At 41.9% G+C, this 15,714-nt stretch carries 17 protein-coding genes; 11 read left to right on the plus strand and 6 right to left on the minus strand.

The window, feature by feature from the left end; all coding sequences use genetic code 11:
• Positions 1-176 precede the first annotated feature (176 nt).
• The 3 genes from grxC (at position 177) to ACM0OT_RS00935 (ending at position 2,036) form a co-directional block, all read left to right on the plus strand.
• The gene (gene grxC / locus ACM0OT_RS00925) at positions 177-491 is read left to right on the plus strand and encodes a glutaredoxin 3 (RefSeq protein ID WP_414561923.1); all 315 of its coding nucleotides are present in this window, start codon (positions 177-179) and stop codon (positions 489-491) included.
• 181 nt (positions 492-672) lie between these two features.
• The gene (gene tadA, locus ACM0OT_RS00930) at positions 673-1,167 is read left to right on the plus strand and encodes a tRNA adenosine(34) deaminase TadA (protein ID WP_414561925.1); all 495 of its coding nucleotides are present in this window, start codon (positions 673-675) and stop codon (positions 1,165-1,167) included.
• Positions 1,168-1,265: 98 nt separating this feature from the next.
• Positions 1,266-2,036: a lysophospholipid acyltransferase family protein gene (locus ACM0OT_RS00935; protein ID WP_414561927.1), complete on the plus strand. Its 771-nt coding sequence runs from the start codon at positions 1,266-1,268 to the stop codon at positions 2,034-2,036.
• 22 nt (positions 2,037-2,058) lie between these two features.
• Here the strand turns inward: ACM0OT_RS00935 and ACM0OT_RS00940 are convergent, their stop codons facing one another.
• Positions 2,059-4,161 (minus strand): S8 family serine peptidase, encoded by a 2,103-nt coding sequence (locus tag ACM0OT_RS00940; RefSeq protein ID WP_414561929.1) that lies wholly within the window; start codon positions 4,159-4,161, stop codon positions 2,059-2,061.
• Between the two features lie 174 nt (positions 4,162-4,335).
• On the opposite strand from ACM0OT_RS00940, the gene ACM0OT_RS00945 reads away from it, so the two are divergent.
• The 3 genes from ACM0OT_RS00945 (at position 4,336) to grxD (ending at position 5,796) form a co-directional block, all read left to right on the plus strand.
• On the plus strand, positions 4,336-4,941 hold the full coding sequence (locus ACM0OT_RS00945) for a hypothetical protein (protein WP_414561931.1): 606 nt from the start codon (positions 4,336-4,338) through the stop codon (positions 4,939-4,941).
• Between the two features lie 196 nt (positions 4,942-5,137).
• Entirely contained in the window at positions 5,138-5,395 is a 258-nt protein-coding gene (locus tag ACM0OT_RS00950) for a BolA family protein (RefSeq protein ID WP_414561933.1), read from the plus strand.
• A gap of 77 nt (positions 5,396-5,472) precedes the next feature.
• A complete protein-coding gene (gene grxD, locus ACM0OT_RS00955) occupies positions 5,473-5,796 on the plus strand; it encodes a Grx4 family monothiol glutaredoxin (protein WP_414561934.1) in 324 nt (107 codons plus the stop codon).
• A 367-nt stretch (positions 5,797-6,163) separates the two neighbouring features.
• Here the strand turns inward: grxD and ACM0OT_RS00960 are convergent, their stop codons facing one another.
• Positions 6,164-6,418 (minus strand): DUF6761 family protein, encoded by a 255-nt coding sequence (locus tag ACM0OT_RS00960; RefSeq protein ID WP_414542033.1) that lies wholly within the window; start codon positions 6,416-6,418, stop codon positions 6,164-6,166.
• Between the two features lie 567 nt (positions 6,419-6,985).
• Here ACM0OT_RS00960 and ACM0OT_RS00965 point away from each other — a divergent pair.
• Positions 6,986-7,756: a response regulator transcription factor gene (locus ACM0OT_RS00965; protein WP_414561936.1), complete on the plus strand. Its 771-nt coding sequence runs from the start codon at positions 6,986-6,988 to the stop codon at positions 7,754-7,756.
• A gap of 52 nt (positions 7,757-7,808) precedes the next feature.
• Here the strand turns inward: ACM0OT_RS00965 and ACM0OT_RS00970 are convergent, their stop codons facing one another.
• Positions 7,809-8,579, minus strand: coding sequence for an ATP-binding cassette domain-containing protein (locus tag ACM0OT_RS00970; RefSeq protein WP_414561938.1), 771 nt, complete (start codon positions 8,577-8,579; stop codon positions 7,809-7,811).
• A 121-nt stretch (positions 8,580-8,700) separates the two neighbouring features.
• A complete protein-coding gene (locus ACM0OT_RS00975; RefSeq protein ID WP_414561940.1) occupies positions 8,701-9,282 on the minus strand; it encodes a hypothetical protein in 582 nt (193 codons plus the stop codon).
• A 310-nt stretch (positions 9,283-9,592) separates the two neighbouring features.
• On the opposite strand from ACM0OT_RS00975, the gene ACM0OT_RS00980 reads away from it, so the two are divergent.
• Positions 9,593-10,306 (plus strand): hypothetical protein, encoded by a 714-nt coding sequence (locus ACM0OT_RS00980; RefSeq protein WP_414561941.1) that lies wholly within the window; start codon positions 9,593-9,595, stop codon positions 10,304-10,306.
• 41 nt (positions 10,307-10,347) lie between these two features.
• On the opposite strand, the gene ACM0OT_RS00985 is transcribed toward ACM0OT_RS00980, so the two are convergent.
• Both ACM0OT_RS00985 and ACM0OT_RS00990 read right to left on the minus strand, forming a co-directional pair.
• Positions 10,348-10,809, minus strand: a complete 462-nt coding sequence (locus ACM0OT_RS00985; RefSeq protein ID WP_414561943.1) for a DUF4079 domain-containing protein — start codon at positions 10,807-10,809, stop codon at positions 10,348-10,350.
• A 204-nt stretch (positions 10,810-11,013) separates the two neighbouring features.
• Positions 11,014-11,391 carry a DUF1830 domain-containing protein gene (locus ACM0OT_RS00990; protein WP_414561946.1) on the minus strand — a complete coding sequence of 126 codons (378 nt, stop codon included), beginning with the start codon at positions 11,389-11,391 and terminating at the stop codon, positions 11,014-11,016.
• A gap of 583 nt (positions 11,392-11,974) precedes the next feature.
• Here ACM0OT_RS00990 and ACM0OT_RS00995 point away from each other — a divergent pair.
• From ACM0OT_RS00995 to ACM0OT_RS01005, 3 genes are all read left to right on the plus strand, one after another.
• Positions 11,975-13,549 (plus strand): photosystem II high light acclimation radical SAM protein, encoded by a 1,575-nt coding sequence (locus ACM0OT_RS00995; protein ID WP_414561948.1) that lies wholly within the window; start codon positions 11,975-11,977, stop codon positions 13,547-13,549.
• Between the two features lie 119 nt (positions 13,550-13,668).
• Positions 13,669-15,063 carry a DICT sensory domain-containing protein gene (locus ACM0OT_RS01000; protein ID WP_414561949.1) on the plus strand — a complete coding sequence of 465 codons (1,395 nt, stop codon included), beginning with the start codon at positions 13,669-13,671 and terminating at the stop codon, positions 15,061-15,063.
• On the plus strand, positions 15,060-15,695 hold the full coding sequence (locus ACM0OT_RS01005) for a pentapeptide repeat-containing protein (RefSeq protein ID WP_414542025.1): 636 nt from the start codon (positions 15,060-15,062) through the stop codon (positions 15,693-15,695). The genes ACM0OT_RS01000 and ACM0OT_RS01005 overlap by 4 nt, the downstream gene beginning before the upstream one ends.
• Positions 15,696-15,714 lie beyond the last annotated feature (19 nt).

Genomic DNA, 15,714 nt, shown 5'->3' on the forward strand with positions numbered 1-15,714 from the left:
ACGCCGATAATTGCCCTGATCTTGAAAATAAAAGTATTTTTATACTAATAAATAAATCTAGCCAACGTTTATTTCATCACCCAACCTTCCTATCCCCTTCATGCCTCAAGTCTGTGCCGACAAAACTGATAATGATCTAGGCTAGAAGGTAATTAACAAAAATCAATAAGAAAAAAATGCTGGACTTTCTCAATCCTCTTTTCGGTCGCCATCCAGAACGCGTTAAAGCTAACGTAGAAATTTATACATGGCAAACATGCCCTTACTGTATTCGAGCCAAGATGCTTTTGTGGTGGAAAGGTGTGAGATTTACCGAATACAAAATCGATGGCGACACAGCAGCCAGAGCAAAAATGGCAGAACGTGCTAATGGTCGCCGTTCAGTTCCCCAGATTTTCATTAATAACCAGCACATTGGCGGTTGTGATGATATTTATCAGCTAGATACAAAAGCTCAACTTGATCCACTTCTAGCCCAACCAAGTATCTAAACTTTTGATAATCTTTTTCTTGTGGTTTATCGCCTTAAATTTACTGATTTAGTTTAGGTCAACTTGTTGTAAATTTATCTTCTTGGCTGCTTGAATTTTGTGTTCTTGGCGATCTTTGTAGTGTGGGCTGCACGCACGTTTTTTACCATTTCTGCGATAAATCTAGCAATTATCAGAGAAGATGTTAATTGAATACCCAGAATATTTAAAACATCGGCAATGGATGAGTCATGCCCTAGAGTTATCACAAATCGCAGGTGATGCAGGTGAAGTACCTGTAGGTGCTGTGATTATTGATGCTAAGGGAAATTTGATTGCAACAGGCGAAAACAGAAAAGAACGTGACAAAGACCCCACAGCTCACGCAGAAATTATCGCTCTCAGGGCAGCAGCTAAGAGCTTACACAACTGGCATCTTAATGATTGCACCATGTACGTCACTCTAGAACCTTGCCCCATGTGTGCTGGCGCTATTGTCCAAGCACGTTTAGGAATGCTGATTTATGGAGTGGACGATCCTAAAACTGGCGCAATTCGTACTGTTACCAATATTCCTGATGGCGCTGCTTCTAACCACCGCCTGTGCGTCATGGGAGGCATTTTAGAATCAACTTGTCGCCAGCAATTACAAGCCTGGTTTACAACTCGACGTCAGAGAAATGACGGACAGAGGTAAAACTGTCCAGTAGTTGTCACACAATTTACAAAAGAAAATCTACGGTGTAACTAATTACAGGTTTTTTGTATTTTACAGGACAACCAGCAGCTACCATCATGATACAATTCCCCATTGCCAAGCAGATATGCGAGCAACTAACCGCTAGTAACAAAGCTAAGACTCAGGTAGCTGATACTACCTCGCAAGTGTCTCCTTGGTTAAGTCCTCTGGTGTATCTTTTAGGGCGTCACTGCCTTTTACCGTTCTTTTTTCGACAAATTGAAATTACCGGACAAGAAAATATTCCCACATCCGGGCCTGTAATTCTCGCTCCCACCCACCGTTCACGTTGGGATGCTTTACTCATACCTTATGCCGCTATTGCTTGTGTAGCAGCCAAAGACTTACGTTTCATGGTCACCATAGATGAATGTCAGGGATTGCAAGGTTGGTTAGTCCGACACTTGGGGGGATTTCCTGTAGATCCGAAACACCCATCAATCACTACCCTCAGACATGGAGTTAACTTGCTTCAGCAAGGAAGAACTTTAGTAATTTTTCCCGAAGGGGGTATTTATCGTGATGACAAACTTCACCCATTAAAACCAGGAATTGCGCGTCTGTCTTTAAGTGCTGAATCTAGTTATCCAGGACTAGGAGTAAAAATTATACCTATTAGCATCGACTACAGCCATCCTTATCCTACATGGGGTGCAGATGTGAACATGCACATTGGTACACCGCTCAATGTATCCGATTACACGGATGGGACTGTAAAACAAAATGCCCAACATCTCACATCAGATTTGGCATTCGCCCTCAAACAATTAAGTCATCAAGAATCTGAGGTTAGCACTCATGCATTTGCAGAAATTCCCAATTCTTAATTCAGTCATCAGTGACCAATGATTAAATACCCAAAGTCAATTCCCAACTGTTAATTTTGCCCACATCTTGCGGTACATGGTCAATTAACCATAACTGCCAATTACCTCTAGCTGACAGGGATAGCAACCGTTTTAAAATAGGATGCGATCGCATGGTGTAAGTCGTCTGTAAACTAGTACGACGCCCTAATGTCCGATTTTGCAATAACACCATTTTATTATTGGGGGCTATTAAATAAATTTCTAAATCGCCGAGAAAATCATGGGTGATATTAACTGTTATTTGAATATCTTTAATAATGCTAGATTCAGAAACTGCGATCGCACTTCTAATGCCCTGTAAATTATGATCTGGAATCGTCAACTGATTAGTATTCCTGACCTTGATTTCTTTGGTTGCCGATGATACAGAACTACGTAGTCGCTGGGCGGCTTGTACAGCTTTAGTTGCATTCACTTTGCCATAACCAAACCACTGAGAATGCCCATTGCTATCATAAGTCCCTGCACGCATACCCAACTGAGGATCTGGTTCAGAGTCCACAATTTTATCAGTGCTTTCTTCCAAAATCAGTTTAACTTGTTGTGCCGTTAAGTCAGGATTTGCTGACAAAACCAAGGCTGCCACACCTGCGACAATGGGAGTAGCACTAGAAGTGCCGCCAAAGTTGCTGGTAAAGTCACCCGGTTCATAACCTGCGGCGCCTATTTGGTCAGTAGTTAATATACCTCGCCCGTGCAGAGAAGTGGCGATCGCAGGTTGTGTATTCAAAAATCCCCTACCTTGAAATGACATTCCTGGTGGGGCATTGTTACTAGGGGCACACAAAGCAATATTAGTACCCCAGTTACTATAAGCCGCTTTCTTGTTCAAACTAGTAGAAGCAGCAACAGTAATCACATCTGGATGTACCGAGAAACCACTTAACCAGTCTGTATCACCGCGTAAAAGATTATCTGGCCAATTTCGTTCAAAAACAGTTCCATTCACCGGGCGATTGGCATTACCAGCAGCAAATAATATTACACAACCTTTACCCTTACGTCCTGTAGTAGCAGCACGAGTAATAGCCGCACGTTGGCGCAAAGACAAAGGAAAATACACAGCAGAAGCACCCCAGCTGCAAGAAATTACACTGGCACCTTTATCAATAGCCCAGTTGAAAATTTCCTCAATGGATTCATCATCTAAAAAGCCAGTACTGCGAATTGGCATCAAGGCACAACCAGGCGCCACCCCGACGATACCTGCACCATTTTCTTCGGCAATCACTAGCCCCGCACAAGCTGTCCCATGACTGGTTTCTCGCTCACCTGGTATGGGTAAAAAGCCATTTTTTTTGAAATCTCTAGGGGCAACAATTTTGCCGCTACCTTGAAAGTCTGGATGGTTCAAATCAAACGAGTCATCGACAACGGCTACTACTACAGAACGCACACCGCGAGTAATATCCCAAGCTTGTTCTACCGCAATATGAGAGTTTACCGCCAACTGATTACCGCCGTTGTGGGCTAGATACCATTGTTGAGAATACAAGGGATCATTAGGTCGATAATGTGATTCACTTTTAATCAGGATATTTGGTTCAGCTGCCAATACTTCTGGCAATTGTTGCAAGCGGTTAGTAATTTTGAGGGGGTTTTCTGTGGCTTGTTTGCTAACGCGAAACACAAAAGTATCAGGTAAACCAAGCACAGGTTTTTCCTTAACTAAGCCCAAGCTAGCAGCAATGGCATCAACTTTAGCTACATCCACCGCCGAGGCACATTGAATGGTCACTTGGTCATTCAGATAAACAACAGCCCCAGGATTATCTTTAATTATGTAAACATGACCAGCAAAAGCTACATTTTCTGAGTCCCGTGCTTGAGACATAGCAGCCTCTAACTCAGTGGGTACAACCGTAAACAGTTCTAAATGAGCTTGGGGAATACTCCGCTGCCAAATGCCCCAACTAACCTGGGATAATTGTTGGTGAGTCAGGTCGGTAGTTGGACGAATGGTGAAGCGGTCTAAAGCTTTTTCTAACATCAATTCTTCACCACCGCGTTGTAAAACTATTCCCAAGGTGCTTGCTGGTAAACCTGTGGTGGAAAAATCAGAGGAATTAACGGGATCATTCATAAGGGTGATTTTAGTTAATTGTATACACGAGCAAAGGGAACTCGATTAAACCGATTTTCAGTCTAAATCAGAGGAACTACAGTATGTAGCTTTGTTTTGTTACGGACGAAAACAGAGTTAAGATACCCGAAGTTTCCATTCCTTTTCTATATAGTTTTCGCACTAATTGACCCCATGAACTCTGCCGCTGTTGCTCCTTTAATTAGCCTTACTTCTTTATCATTTATCACAGTTCTTAGCCTGCTATCACCTGTTCAGGCTCAAGTACAAAAGCTACCTACTCTTTATAGTCAAGTACAAATCATTGAACCTGACGATCCCAATACTTTGCGTCCTACAGCCCAAAATAACAGCGTTTTAAGTATTGAGGGAGGACAACGGTTGATGCAGGAGGCCAATCAAGCCGTTTCTGCTCAAAACTACGCTTTAGCTGCGAAAAAACTCCAAGAAGCTCGTCAGGTTTATAATCAGCTATCTAATTTTTATCAAGAACTCAATGCCAGCTTTACGGGAATTGACAATCGAGTTTCCGATTCCCAGCGTCAAAAAGCCCTAGAGACTGCCCAAAAGCGCGACGAAGCCACCTACCAGCTAGCATTGGTACATCGGGCGCAAAATCAGCCAGAATTGGCCGTACCGTTGTTAATTCAGATTATTAAGAGTCAAAACCCCACGCGGGATTTAGGCAAGAAGGCTTATCAGCAGTTATTTGAGTTGGGTTTTGTGGATGCACCTTTTCCCAGACAAGGTAATTCGTCTTCTTCTACCCCAAGTCAATAAACTATCTCCACCTTCTGGAAAGACCCAATGGTAGTATGAAACTATCTACCATGAGTTGGGTTTTATCAAGGGATAGCTCACATAAACCTCCAAGACGCGTTTACCCCTAGCCTGTGAAAAACTCAAATTAGGCCAGGGTATCCGCTTCATATCTGTATCTGTTAATAATAGAAAAGTAAGTTTTTCAGGAATTGCGATGATTAATCCGCAGCAGGTTGAGGAAATGATCAAGGCGGAACTGCCAGACGCCCAAGTTCAGGTGCAAGACTTGACTGGTGGCGGTGACCACTATCAAGTGACAGTAGTTTCATCGCAGTTTGCCAATAAGGGACTGGTGCAACAACACCAGTTAGTTTATGGTGCGTTGCGGCAAGCTATGTCAACTGAAGCGATTCATGCCTTGGCTGTAAAAACCTATACACCGGAAGCATGGCAAGCAACAGCCGCTTCGTAAAATCAATCAATCCCCATTGACTATTGATGGTTGACTATCGACATCTTGGCTATTAGCAACATAGGAACAAACAGACCATGACCCCAGAAACTCAAGAAAAAATTGATAACTTGGTACAACAAAACAAGATATTAGTTTTCATGAAAGGAAACAAACTGATGCCTCAGTGTGGTTTCTCCAACAACGTCGTGCAAATTCTCAATACATTGGGAGTTCCCTTTGAGACAATTGACGTTCTGTCAGACCAGGAAATTCGTCAAGGCATTAAAGAATATTCCAACTGGCCCACAATCCCCCAAGTGTATATTGACGGTCAATTTGTCGGTGGATCAGATATTCTCATTGAACTGTATCAAAAAGGTGAATTGCAGCAACTAGTAGAAGTGGCACTAGCTTCCTAATATTTTGCCAGCAGCATCTACTCTACTTGGCTGCTGAATGAGTTAGTACTTAGTTATATCGGCAGAGTCAGGGGCATGGCAATACTGTGCCCCTGCAATTTATTTTATAGGGCTTTGTCACTGGCTTCGAGACACTGAAGAAATTCATAACTCATTTCCTTAATCTCTCTTATCCCCCAATCCCCAAAATCCATCCAAAAATCCCCTTAGACGAATTGGTAACACCAAAAATACATCTGAGGGGATATTTTTATCAAAAATAATATCTCCAAAAATTTCACACCAATATACCCTTGATCAAAACAAACAATATGCTATAATTGTCTGCGTTAATCTATGGTTACCTTCAATGTCTAAGATCGAGACATTAGTAGTAATCAGCTTGTGCCTGTGTTTGTGTTTGCGTCATCACGAAATTTGAAGCATCGTACAAATAGCGGCTAGCTTCCTCCTCTAAGCGATGAATTAGAATCGGTTCAATGGCATTACTATGTCGCAGTGCGGCTAGATATCCATCCAAATACATCCGCATATCGTCCGTGCGATAACCGCGATTCCATAAATCGACGAAGGCGTCGGTAATTCGTTGGTAATAGCGGATGGTTTGTGTGTCTTGAAGCATAACTGCTGTGTTAATCTCTTTGGAATGAGAATTGTAAATGATTCACGCCCAAATGTGAAGTGTTACTTCTACTTTCTTGCCATTAACTAACGACAAAAATCTACCCTAGGTGAGATCCTTCAGTGGCTATGACGTGATCTGATCCTATTCCATAAAATTTGGAATAGATTATTCGGTAAGTTATTCTTATGATTCTTTTTGTCAACAACCCAAGTTGATTGATGGGGGCGGACATAAGTAGTTTATGCAAAATGTAATCAGCTATACAAGTAGGCTAGAATTAAGCTCAAGTAGCGCTTTCCCTGTTAATTGATCGTTTCTTGGCCAGCAAAACCCATCTTTGGGAAGATGTTTACCAAAAAGAACTTTTGATTAGTCTAACAAAAATTTAAGAAAAAATTAAAGAATATTACTAACTTAGCTTTGGACAAGGCACTAGTTCAAGATTTTTCCACTTTTGAGATGAGCAAATCCGAAGCTAATAGTAATTGGAGTAACAAAGACTACAAAACCTTGAGCATGGGCTTGTTACTTTGAAAGTCATCGACGCTAAGGGGTCTTGCCGCTGTGGGTTCGGTTTGTATTGAAATCGTTGAGGGAAATCCCCATCTGAGGTCGTTGCTGGGATGGCACTTGCAACAGTTAGAATACCGTGTGCATCAAGCCGCCAGTATTTACCAAGCAAGGGAAGTGTTTTTAAGCCATCAACCAACACTGGTAATTCTTGATGCCGACTTGCCTGATGGTGATGGCATAGAGTTTTGCCGTTGGTTGCATCGTCAGCAACAGCCTCTAATTTTGATGCTATCTGCCCGTAACAATGAAGCTGATATTGTTGCCGGCTTAAAAGCGGGGGCAGATGACTATTTAAGTAAACCTTTTGGAATGCAAGAGTTTCTGGCTAGGGTAGAGGTATTAATCCGTCGCAAGCGCACACCTACTGCACCAGCTTACCTGGATTATGGCAGTTTGCAAATTGATTTAGTACAGCGACGTGTCCGGTTCCAAGGGGAGTTTATTGATTTAACGCCCCAGGAATTCAGTCTGTTGTACGTTTTGGCACAAGCTGGGGGAGTGCCTCTAAGTAGGTCAGAATTATTGCGTCGTGCGTGGCCTGACGCTATTGATAACCCGCGCACCATTGATACTCATGTTTTATCGCTGCGAAAAAAAGTTGAACTTGATCCCCGTCAACCTAGTTTGATTCAAACTATCCGTAATGTGGGCTATAGATTTAACATGGAAATTTTGAATTCCAATGTTCCGCAGTCACAAACCAAGTTAACCAAAGAAAGATTCAGCAATCCACGTTCTACACTGAGTACTCAAACATCATAGGGAGAAACAAATTTATCAAAAACTTCCAAAGTTAATTTTTTTGGAGGAAATTTTAAAGCCATTCCTCAGCTGCTTGGTTTTCTGCTTGCATCAAGTTTTCTCGTAAATTCACCCAATCTACCCTAGAAACTGGTTGGTCTGTCAATAACTGACCTTGCTGGAGATATAACAGTCGGTTACAGAATCCCTGGGCTAAATCCAGTTGGTTATTGACCATCAAAATTGTGGTTTGATGAGTTTGAGATAGCTGAATTAAAACTTGCATTAGATGAGCAGCAGTACCAGCATCCAAGGCAGATGTTGGCTCATCCAATAGTAACACTTGCGGTTGGATGACTAAGGCACGAGCGATCGCTACTAATTGTCGCTGTCCAACAGAAAGTTGTAATTCAGTTTTGCCTAGCCATTCACTGGAAATATGTAGTTGTTCTATCCAGTAATTAACTCGTTGCTGAATTGTTGGTTTAGGCAAACCACGCAAAACTAAAGGATAAGCCAAAGCCTGCTGGACTGTCATTCCCAACAATTTTGACTCTTGTAATACCAGTGTGATCTTCTGACGTAACTGCAAAACAGAAATTTGGTGATATTCCTGTTTTTCTAAATAAATTTTGCCACTAGTGGGTTCACTCAGGCGATTAATTAGGCGTAGTAGCGAAGTCTTACCTGCACCAGATGGGCCCACAATGGCAATGCAATCGCCTGGAAACACCTCAAAGGAAATATCCTGTAATATTGGGTATCCCTGAAGTTGGGCTTTCAGTTTGGCAAAGAAATTAACTTGTTCTAGCCTTAATTGGGCTGTTGTAGTGATATTCTCCAAGTTCAACCTTTATAGGGGATTGGGGGCTAGGGACTGGGGAAATGAGAGAGAAAATTGGACCATGTACTCTATCCGTTACCTTTTAGTCCCTACTCCCTACTCCCCACTCTCCTCTTCCTATTTAAGTTAATTTTCCCAGAGCTAGTGCTGTAGTGATAGTCCAGGCATCTACTAACAATAACAACAAAGTAAATCCCAATAAAATCAAATACATCCACGGCTGCGCTAAGGGGCGAACATCTGTGGTATCTATACCTGTCTTGGTTTCTACGAATTTTACCAAACGGGCAAATCCGGCGACACGCATCGGTAATAAATAAGCTTTTCCATCTTGGCTGAGAAAATAATAAACTAGTCCCCCTTGACCAGTGGAGCGGGGTTTCAATTCTTTTACTTCTGACCAAGGTAACACCCAACCTTTACGGAAAAAACGAGGAACCCAGGCGGGGTATGTAACTTGAATTTCCTGGTCATTTATAATTACTTGTTCGGTCAATATTGCATATAAGGCAATAAAGCCAATACTAATCCCTACCCACAATAATGCTGGCGATACTGGCGCAGCTGTTACCTGAGATAAAAAAGGTAATGGTACTGTCAGTGCTATGTATAGGCTCAACAGTGTGATCCGAATTAACGGAGATAAACGAAAAATAGAATTAGAGAAATTAACTGAGGTTTGGGTCACGGCGGTTATCATCATGCTTTTTTCATTGTAAGGTAAGCGTTTCTTGTACTTCCCTGAAAATTTGTTGTATGCAAATCTGTCTGAACAAGTATTGCCAAATTTTTCTTTACAGAAATAAAAAAAATAATCGCAAAGTTGGTATTTTTACTTAAAATTAGTTAATTTTTGTTGAATTTAAGGTTAAGCTTAGGTTAAATTAAGCTAATTAATTATTTTAACCTGAGGTTAAATAGTAATTTTACGTACTGTATAAGCTTCAGACATAACTTCTACGGCTAGAGTAGTCAGATTTTTGTGACTAAAGTTTATAAAGGATTAGGATTCTGTGCTGAAGACAAAATTAGAATATTCAATCAAGTCAGTAAAGCTAAATAAAGATCATTGGGCAGTTAAGCTATTTTGCTTATTTTTAGCTACAGATATTGCTTTTATTGTTCTTCATGTGGTTTTTTCGCATGGCGCACTTACTTCTAATGTCAATTTTTCATTAGAAAAAGACAGAGGATATTCAGAAATTGTCCAATATGTAAAAGAGTATTGGTCTGCACTTTTATTGGGCTTTTTGGCTATACAGGCAAGTTCACTTCTATTCTTAAGCTGGTCTGGACTATTTTTTTATCTATTACTTGATGATTCACTGCGGATTCATGAACGATTGGGATCTTTCATCAGTAAGGAATTTTCCTTGTCTCCTATATTTGGCTTAAGAGCAATTGATTTAGGTGAGCTTACTGTATCTGCTCTAGTCGGTTTATTCTTTTTGATTGCTATTGCTATTAGCTATCGTTGGGGCGATCGCTTTTCTAAAAAAGTATCAAAATCTTTAATCAAATTGCTGTTTGCTTTAGCTTTTTTTGGACTTGTAGTAGATATGCTACATATAGGATTAAGTAATCTGCCCTTAGTTGGTCGTTTCTTTGATCGTTTGCTGGGAATTGTGGAAGATGGCGGTGAACTTGTAGTTATGAGCTTGATTGTCTGTTTCTTGTTTTCGTTACCTTCACAGTCAAAGCAGCTATCAAATAAACTGATTGAATAACAATTTATACTCAGTACTCTAAGCTCGAACACAAATTCTGGCTAAGGCAAATACTTTTGCACGACACTCCAACCTGTAAGTGACACCCAGGCAAAACCTGCAAATAAAATAATATTCACACCGATATGTAAAGGTCTAGCCCAAGAACGCCTAGCACTAATTTGTGTTGCACTGAACACAGAAAGTAAAACTAATATTACTACTATCAACCCAGCAATCAAGTGTTGTGAGTGTCCTAAGGAACCAAAGTGCCCTAAGGTGCCCACAATGCCAATAACCAGCAGTAGCAACACTAAACTGAACATCGTGATGCCCATTGTATAGTGGAGCGATCGCACGCCCCTACGTCCGCCAATTACCCACGGAAAACCCGTAAAATGCGGCGAAGTTCTATCCTGAAACATCCACATACCCGTGAGTGCTAACAGCAAATACGCCAGTAGCGATAACCCCATCGACCAAGCGGCTATTTTCCACAACCAAAGAAAAGAAGGCAAATTCATAATTTCGATTGTAGATGCTAAAGGGGCAATGGGGAGGTGGAAAGATGAAGAAGTGTAAGCAATAAAGTAGAAGTTTTCCTGTTACCCATTACCCGTTCCCTGTTACCTGTTCCCTTTTAATAATGACTAATGACTAAATAAAAAGGGTTGTCGAATTTAACAACCCTGAAGAGAAAAAAAATTGTTTTCTTAATCAATGGATGATCAACCAGCAATTGTTAAGGGTTTTGTAGTATCTTCATGTTTTGTATTAATTGACTGCACCATTGGTTTTGTACTGATAGCGTCGATGCCTATAGAGTCTGTATTAAACTCACTAATGCTAGGGTCATTAATCGCCAAGCGATCGCACGGAATATTATCCGACAAAATTGCACTGGCCATCATCCCCGTGTGAATCTCCATTTGCGCTGCTTGGGGAGCTTCAAAAACGAGGCGCTGTCCAGGAAAAACAACTCTTTCAAAGTACCAGTTGGCAATATTGCAAATGCGAGCAATTTGAATTTTACTCGTAGCATTAACGTAACAGCAGAGGATCTTCCCCGATTGCTCAGGTGGTAGAGAATCTAATATTTGAGCCATAACTGCGGAGGAGCTTTACGCCACAATTTTACATTACACAAATAAAACTAACACTTGACGATCCCGACATGCTGTAACTCCGACTACCAACTGAAATTTTCTACGTTATATCTATCTAAATGCATGTTCAAGTGATGAAAATTATATAAAACAATCTACCTTCGTAAAAATATACACTTCTTTAGAAGGCTCTCAAATTTTTTATTAGTAATAAAAGTGTCAGATATTAATTTTATCTGGTCACCGTGAGTTAGGTATACCAGCTACACCTTGATATTTCCTCAGTGTACAAGTGAGTTGATTTATTTCATCCCTCCCCAGACTTACAGCCAGGAATCATCGCTTAATAGACAAACTCAATGTTATGGTAAAGATATATGACAAACTTCCTCATAAAATCTATCTATATTGTTTGTTGCGGTGCAAATTTAACTATTTCCCGCGATCGCCAACCCAGATAAACCCATTCCAACAATTGGCTTAAATGTCAAGCATAATTGTTAGCAACAGGGCAATCAACACAAAAACACAGTTTAAACGCACTTTTTTCTCAAAGAACGGCAAGATACAAGTTACAGCATCCATGATGGAAAATCGAATTCTCTACGTTCGCCTTCCTTGTAACCCCATCTTTCCCATTGGGGTTGTATATCTTAGCGATCATGTCCATAAGCTATTTCCCAGCATCGAACAGCGAATTTTTGATTTGGGAACGGTACCGCCTTTAGATTATGGCTCCGCTCTCGATAGTTGTATCGATGAATTTAAACCTACACTGCTAGTCTTTTCATGGCGGGATATTCAAATTTATGCCCCAGTGGGCGGGCGCGGTGGTAACCCACTGCAAAACGCCTTTGAATTTTACTACGCCAAAAATCTCTTGATTAAGCTACGCGGTGCCTTTGGCGGTTTAAGAATCTTTATTGCTTACTATCTAGAGTTGTGGCGCAACCAGGGATTAATCAAACGTGGTTTGCAACGCGCCCAGAAATATCATCCTGATGCCCATGCCGTTGTCGGTGGCGGTGCAGTCAGCGTATTTTATGAACAGTTGGGCAAAAGCTTACCCCAAGGAACAATTATTTCTGTGGGTGAAGGAGAAACCCTGCTAGAAAAACTTTTGAGTGGCAGAGAAATTCAAGATGAACGTTGCTATGTAGTTGGTGAAACACAACCACGGCAACGAATGATTCATGAACAACCCACCCCACTAGAAAAAACCGCCTGTAACTACGACTATATAGAAACGATCTGGCCGGAATTTAACTATTACCTGCAAGAACAAGACTTTTATATAGGTGTCCAAACCAAGCGCGGTTGTCCCCATAACTGTTGTTATTGCGTCTACACCGTCGTTGAAGGTAAACAAGTCCGCATCAATCCAGCAGATGAAGTAGTTGCTGAAATGCGCCAACTATATAATCGTGGCATTCGCAACTTCTGGTTTACTGATGCCCAATTCATCCCCGCACGCAAATTTATCGACGATGCTGTAGAACTCTTACAGAAAATCGTCGATTCTGGGATGACAGATATTCACTGGGCAGCATACATCAGAGCCGACAACCTGACACCAGAATTGTGCGACTTGATGGCAAAAACCGGGATGAACTACTTTGAAATCGGTATCACCAGCGGTTCTCAAGAACTCGTGCGGAAAATGCGGATGGGTTACAACCTGCGAACCGTCTTGCAAAACTGCCGTGACTTAAAAACAGCGGGTTTTAACGATTTAGTTTCCGTCAACTACTCCTTTAACGTCATTGACGAACGTCCCGAAACTATTCGTCAAACTATCGCCTACCACCGCGAACTAGAAAAGATTTTTGGCGCAGATAAAGTTGAACCTGCTATCTTCTTCATAGGACTGCAACCGCATACCCATTTAGAAGAATATGCCTTTAAAGAAGGCATTCTCAAACCAGGTTATAATCCCATGAGCTTAATGCCGTGGACAGCTAAAAAACTCCTTTGGAACCCTGAACCTCTGGGTTCATTCTTCGGAGAAGTCTGCTTGCAAGCTTGGCAACAAAACCCCAATGATTTCGGACGCGAAGTCATGAAAATCTTAGAAGAAAAACTGGGTTGTGCCGATTTGGAAGAAGCACTTTCCGCGCCTATGGAAAAGAAAGACAAACAGTTAGCAGGCGTATTATAAGGGACTAGGCATTAGGGACTAATTAATTCACTAGCCCCTAGCCTCTAGCCTCTAGTTTCCAACAACTTTGGCGTAGCCTGCCTGGAGCTACTATTACGAATTACGAATTATGACAGCCCATGTTAGAAGGTTCAATTTTACAACAACTAGAAACAGCACACCGCCAAAGCACTAGACCAATTAGATTTGGGGTTTACTACAAAAATACTTTGGTTGCTCTGTGCCATGCGTTAGAAGACCATATATTAAGCGAAAATAGTACACCCTTAGTAATCGCAGCCTTCCAACAAGGTAAATGGTATCTGCAAGAAGCCCAAAGATATGCAGATATGGCTAAGTGCAGCCGGGAAATCGTGATTATGGCAGCAGCGGATGCTGGTTTTGCAGAACATCCCACCAGCCAACTACCCAACGTGGACTTAGTGGCTTTAAATTCAGCAGATCCAGTGGCTCAGGAATGGCACTTAATTATTCTATCGCCTGAATACACAGCAATGGTACTTTGTCAAGAATTATCAGAAGCTGACTATGGTGCAGGTGGAATACCAGATTCAGATTTAGAGCGCAAATTCTATGGCTTGTGGACATTTGAGCCAGAGTTAGTGCAAGAAACAGCAAAGTTAGCGATCGCCCACATTCAACAATACAACCCAGAACTAGCACAAAAACTCGTTGCCCATAAAAATGCCATCCAGTCTCATCTAGCTGCCCCAAAACATTTGAGTGCAGTTGTCTCCCGTGTTGTAGATTATCTCCAGACGGGACAAGAGAATTTATCCATCCCCACAGCGCTGCGTCAACAAGCTTTAGATCGCAACTTGGTTTCTAACGAAATTCAAGCATTTTTGCGGATGGCGCAATTGATGGATATGGCAGATGTGAACAACCCAATGGCAGCAGCGGAAGTAGTCGCACTTTCCGAGATGATGGGGCAACTTTTAGAACTACCTGCATGGCAGATTAAAAGATTACGACTAGCAGGGTTGTTACATCGTATAGATCCACTCCAAACGACAGAAAGCGTCTTGACTCCCGGTACATCCACCCGCTACCAGGAACAAGCCCCCAGTTGCGCCTTAACTTGTCCCTTGGTACCAGGGGCACAAGTATTGCGAACCATGTCTAGACTACGGGCAGTTGCCCAAATTATTACCCACCAAACCGAGTGGTGGAACGGTACAGGAGAACCAGCAGGGTTAGCTGGAGATGAAATTCCTCTAGAGTCAAGAATCTTGACCTTAGTTGCGGATTTTCAGTGGCGAGTCAATAATTTAAAATCATCCCCGAACACTCGCGCAGAAATCTTTGCTCAGGCTTTAGATGAATGCAGACAGCAACAATCAAACCGTTTTGATCCAAAACTTGTAGATGCTCTGACTTTATTAGTTATGGGTTTACAGCAAGGGCTAGACTTACCCCTGATGTCGCCCAAAGTCAGCACCGGTGTCTGGCTACTTGATTCCCGATGGGATAGCCATAAGACTAGTCAGGAAATGAGTAATTACCCCAAATGAATATTGAAGCCATTAAATCAGGAAAACTCAAACAACTCCCAGGTGCCAATTTAGAAGATGAGGAACTTTCTCAACTCGATTTAAGCCGCATCAATCTTGCAGGTGCTACCCTAGTTGGGACTAATTTCACAGGTTCCAAACTCGAAGGTGGGCATTTTGAGGGTGCGAATTTTATGGGAGCAAATTTGCAAGAAACTGACTTGCGGGCCAACCTCATGGGAGCAAACTTAATGCAAGCAGACTTAACAAGTGCTGACTTGCGAGGGAGTAATTTGCGCGGTGCTAACCTAATGGGGGCGAGACTCAGCGATGTATCTTTGGCTGGTGCTTTCTTGAGTGGTGCCAATTTGATGAACGTCAACTTACAAGGAGTTGATTTACGTGGTGCCGACTTGCGTGGTGCTAACCTGACGGGGGCAAATCTTAAAGGTGCTGACTTAAGTCGTGCCGATTTGCAAGGAACTGTGTTAAATGAAGCCAATTTAGAAGAAGCTGACTTACGCGGGGCAAATCTGGCGGGGGCGAACTTCACAGGCGCTAATCTACTCTGTGCAGAGTTAGAAGGAGCAAATTTGAGCGGGGTAAATTTGGATAAAGCGTGTTTGGTGGGTACAGTAGTTGAGATAGTTTAGCGACTATTCGACAAATTTT

The organism is Anabaena sp. CCY 9613, from assembly GCF_963920895.1.
Classification (GTDB): Bacteria; Cyanobacteriota; Cyanobacteriia; order Cyanobacteriales; family Nostocaceae; genus Cyanocohniella.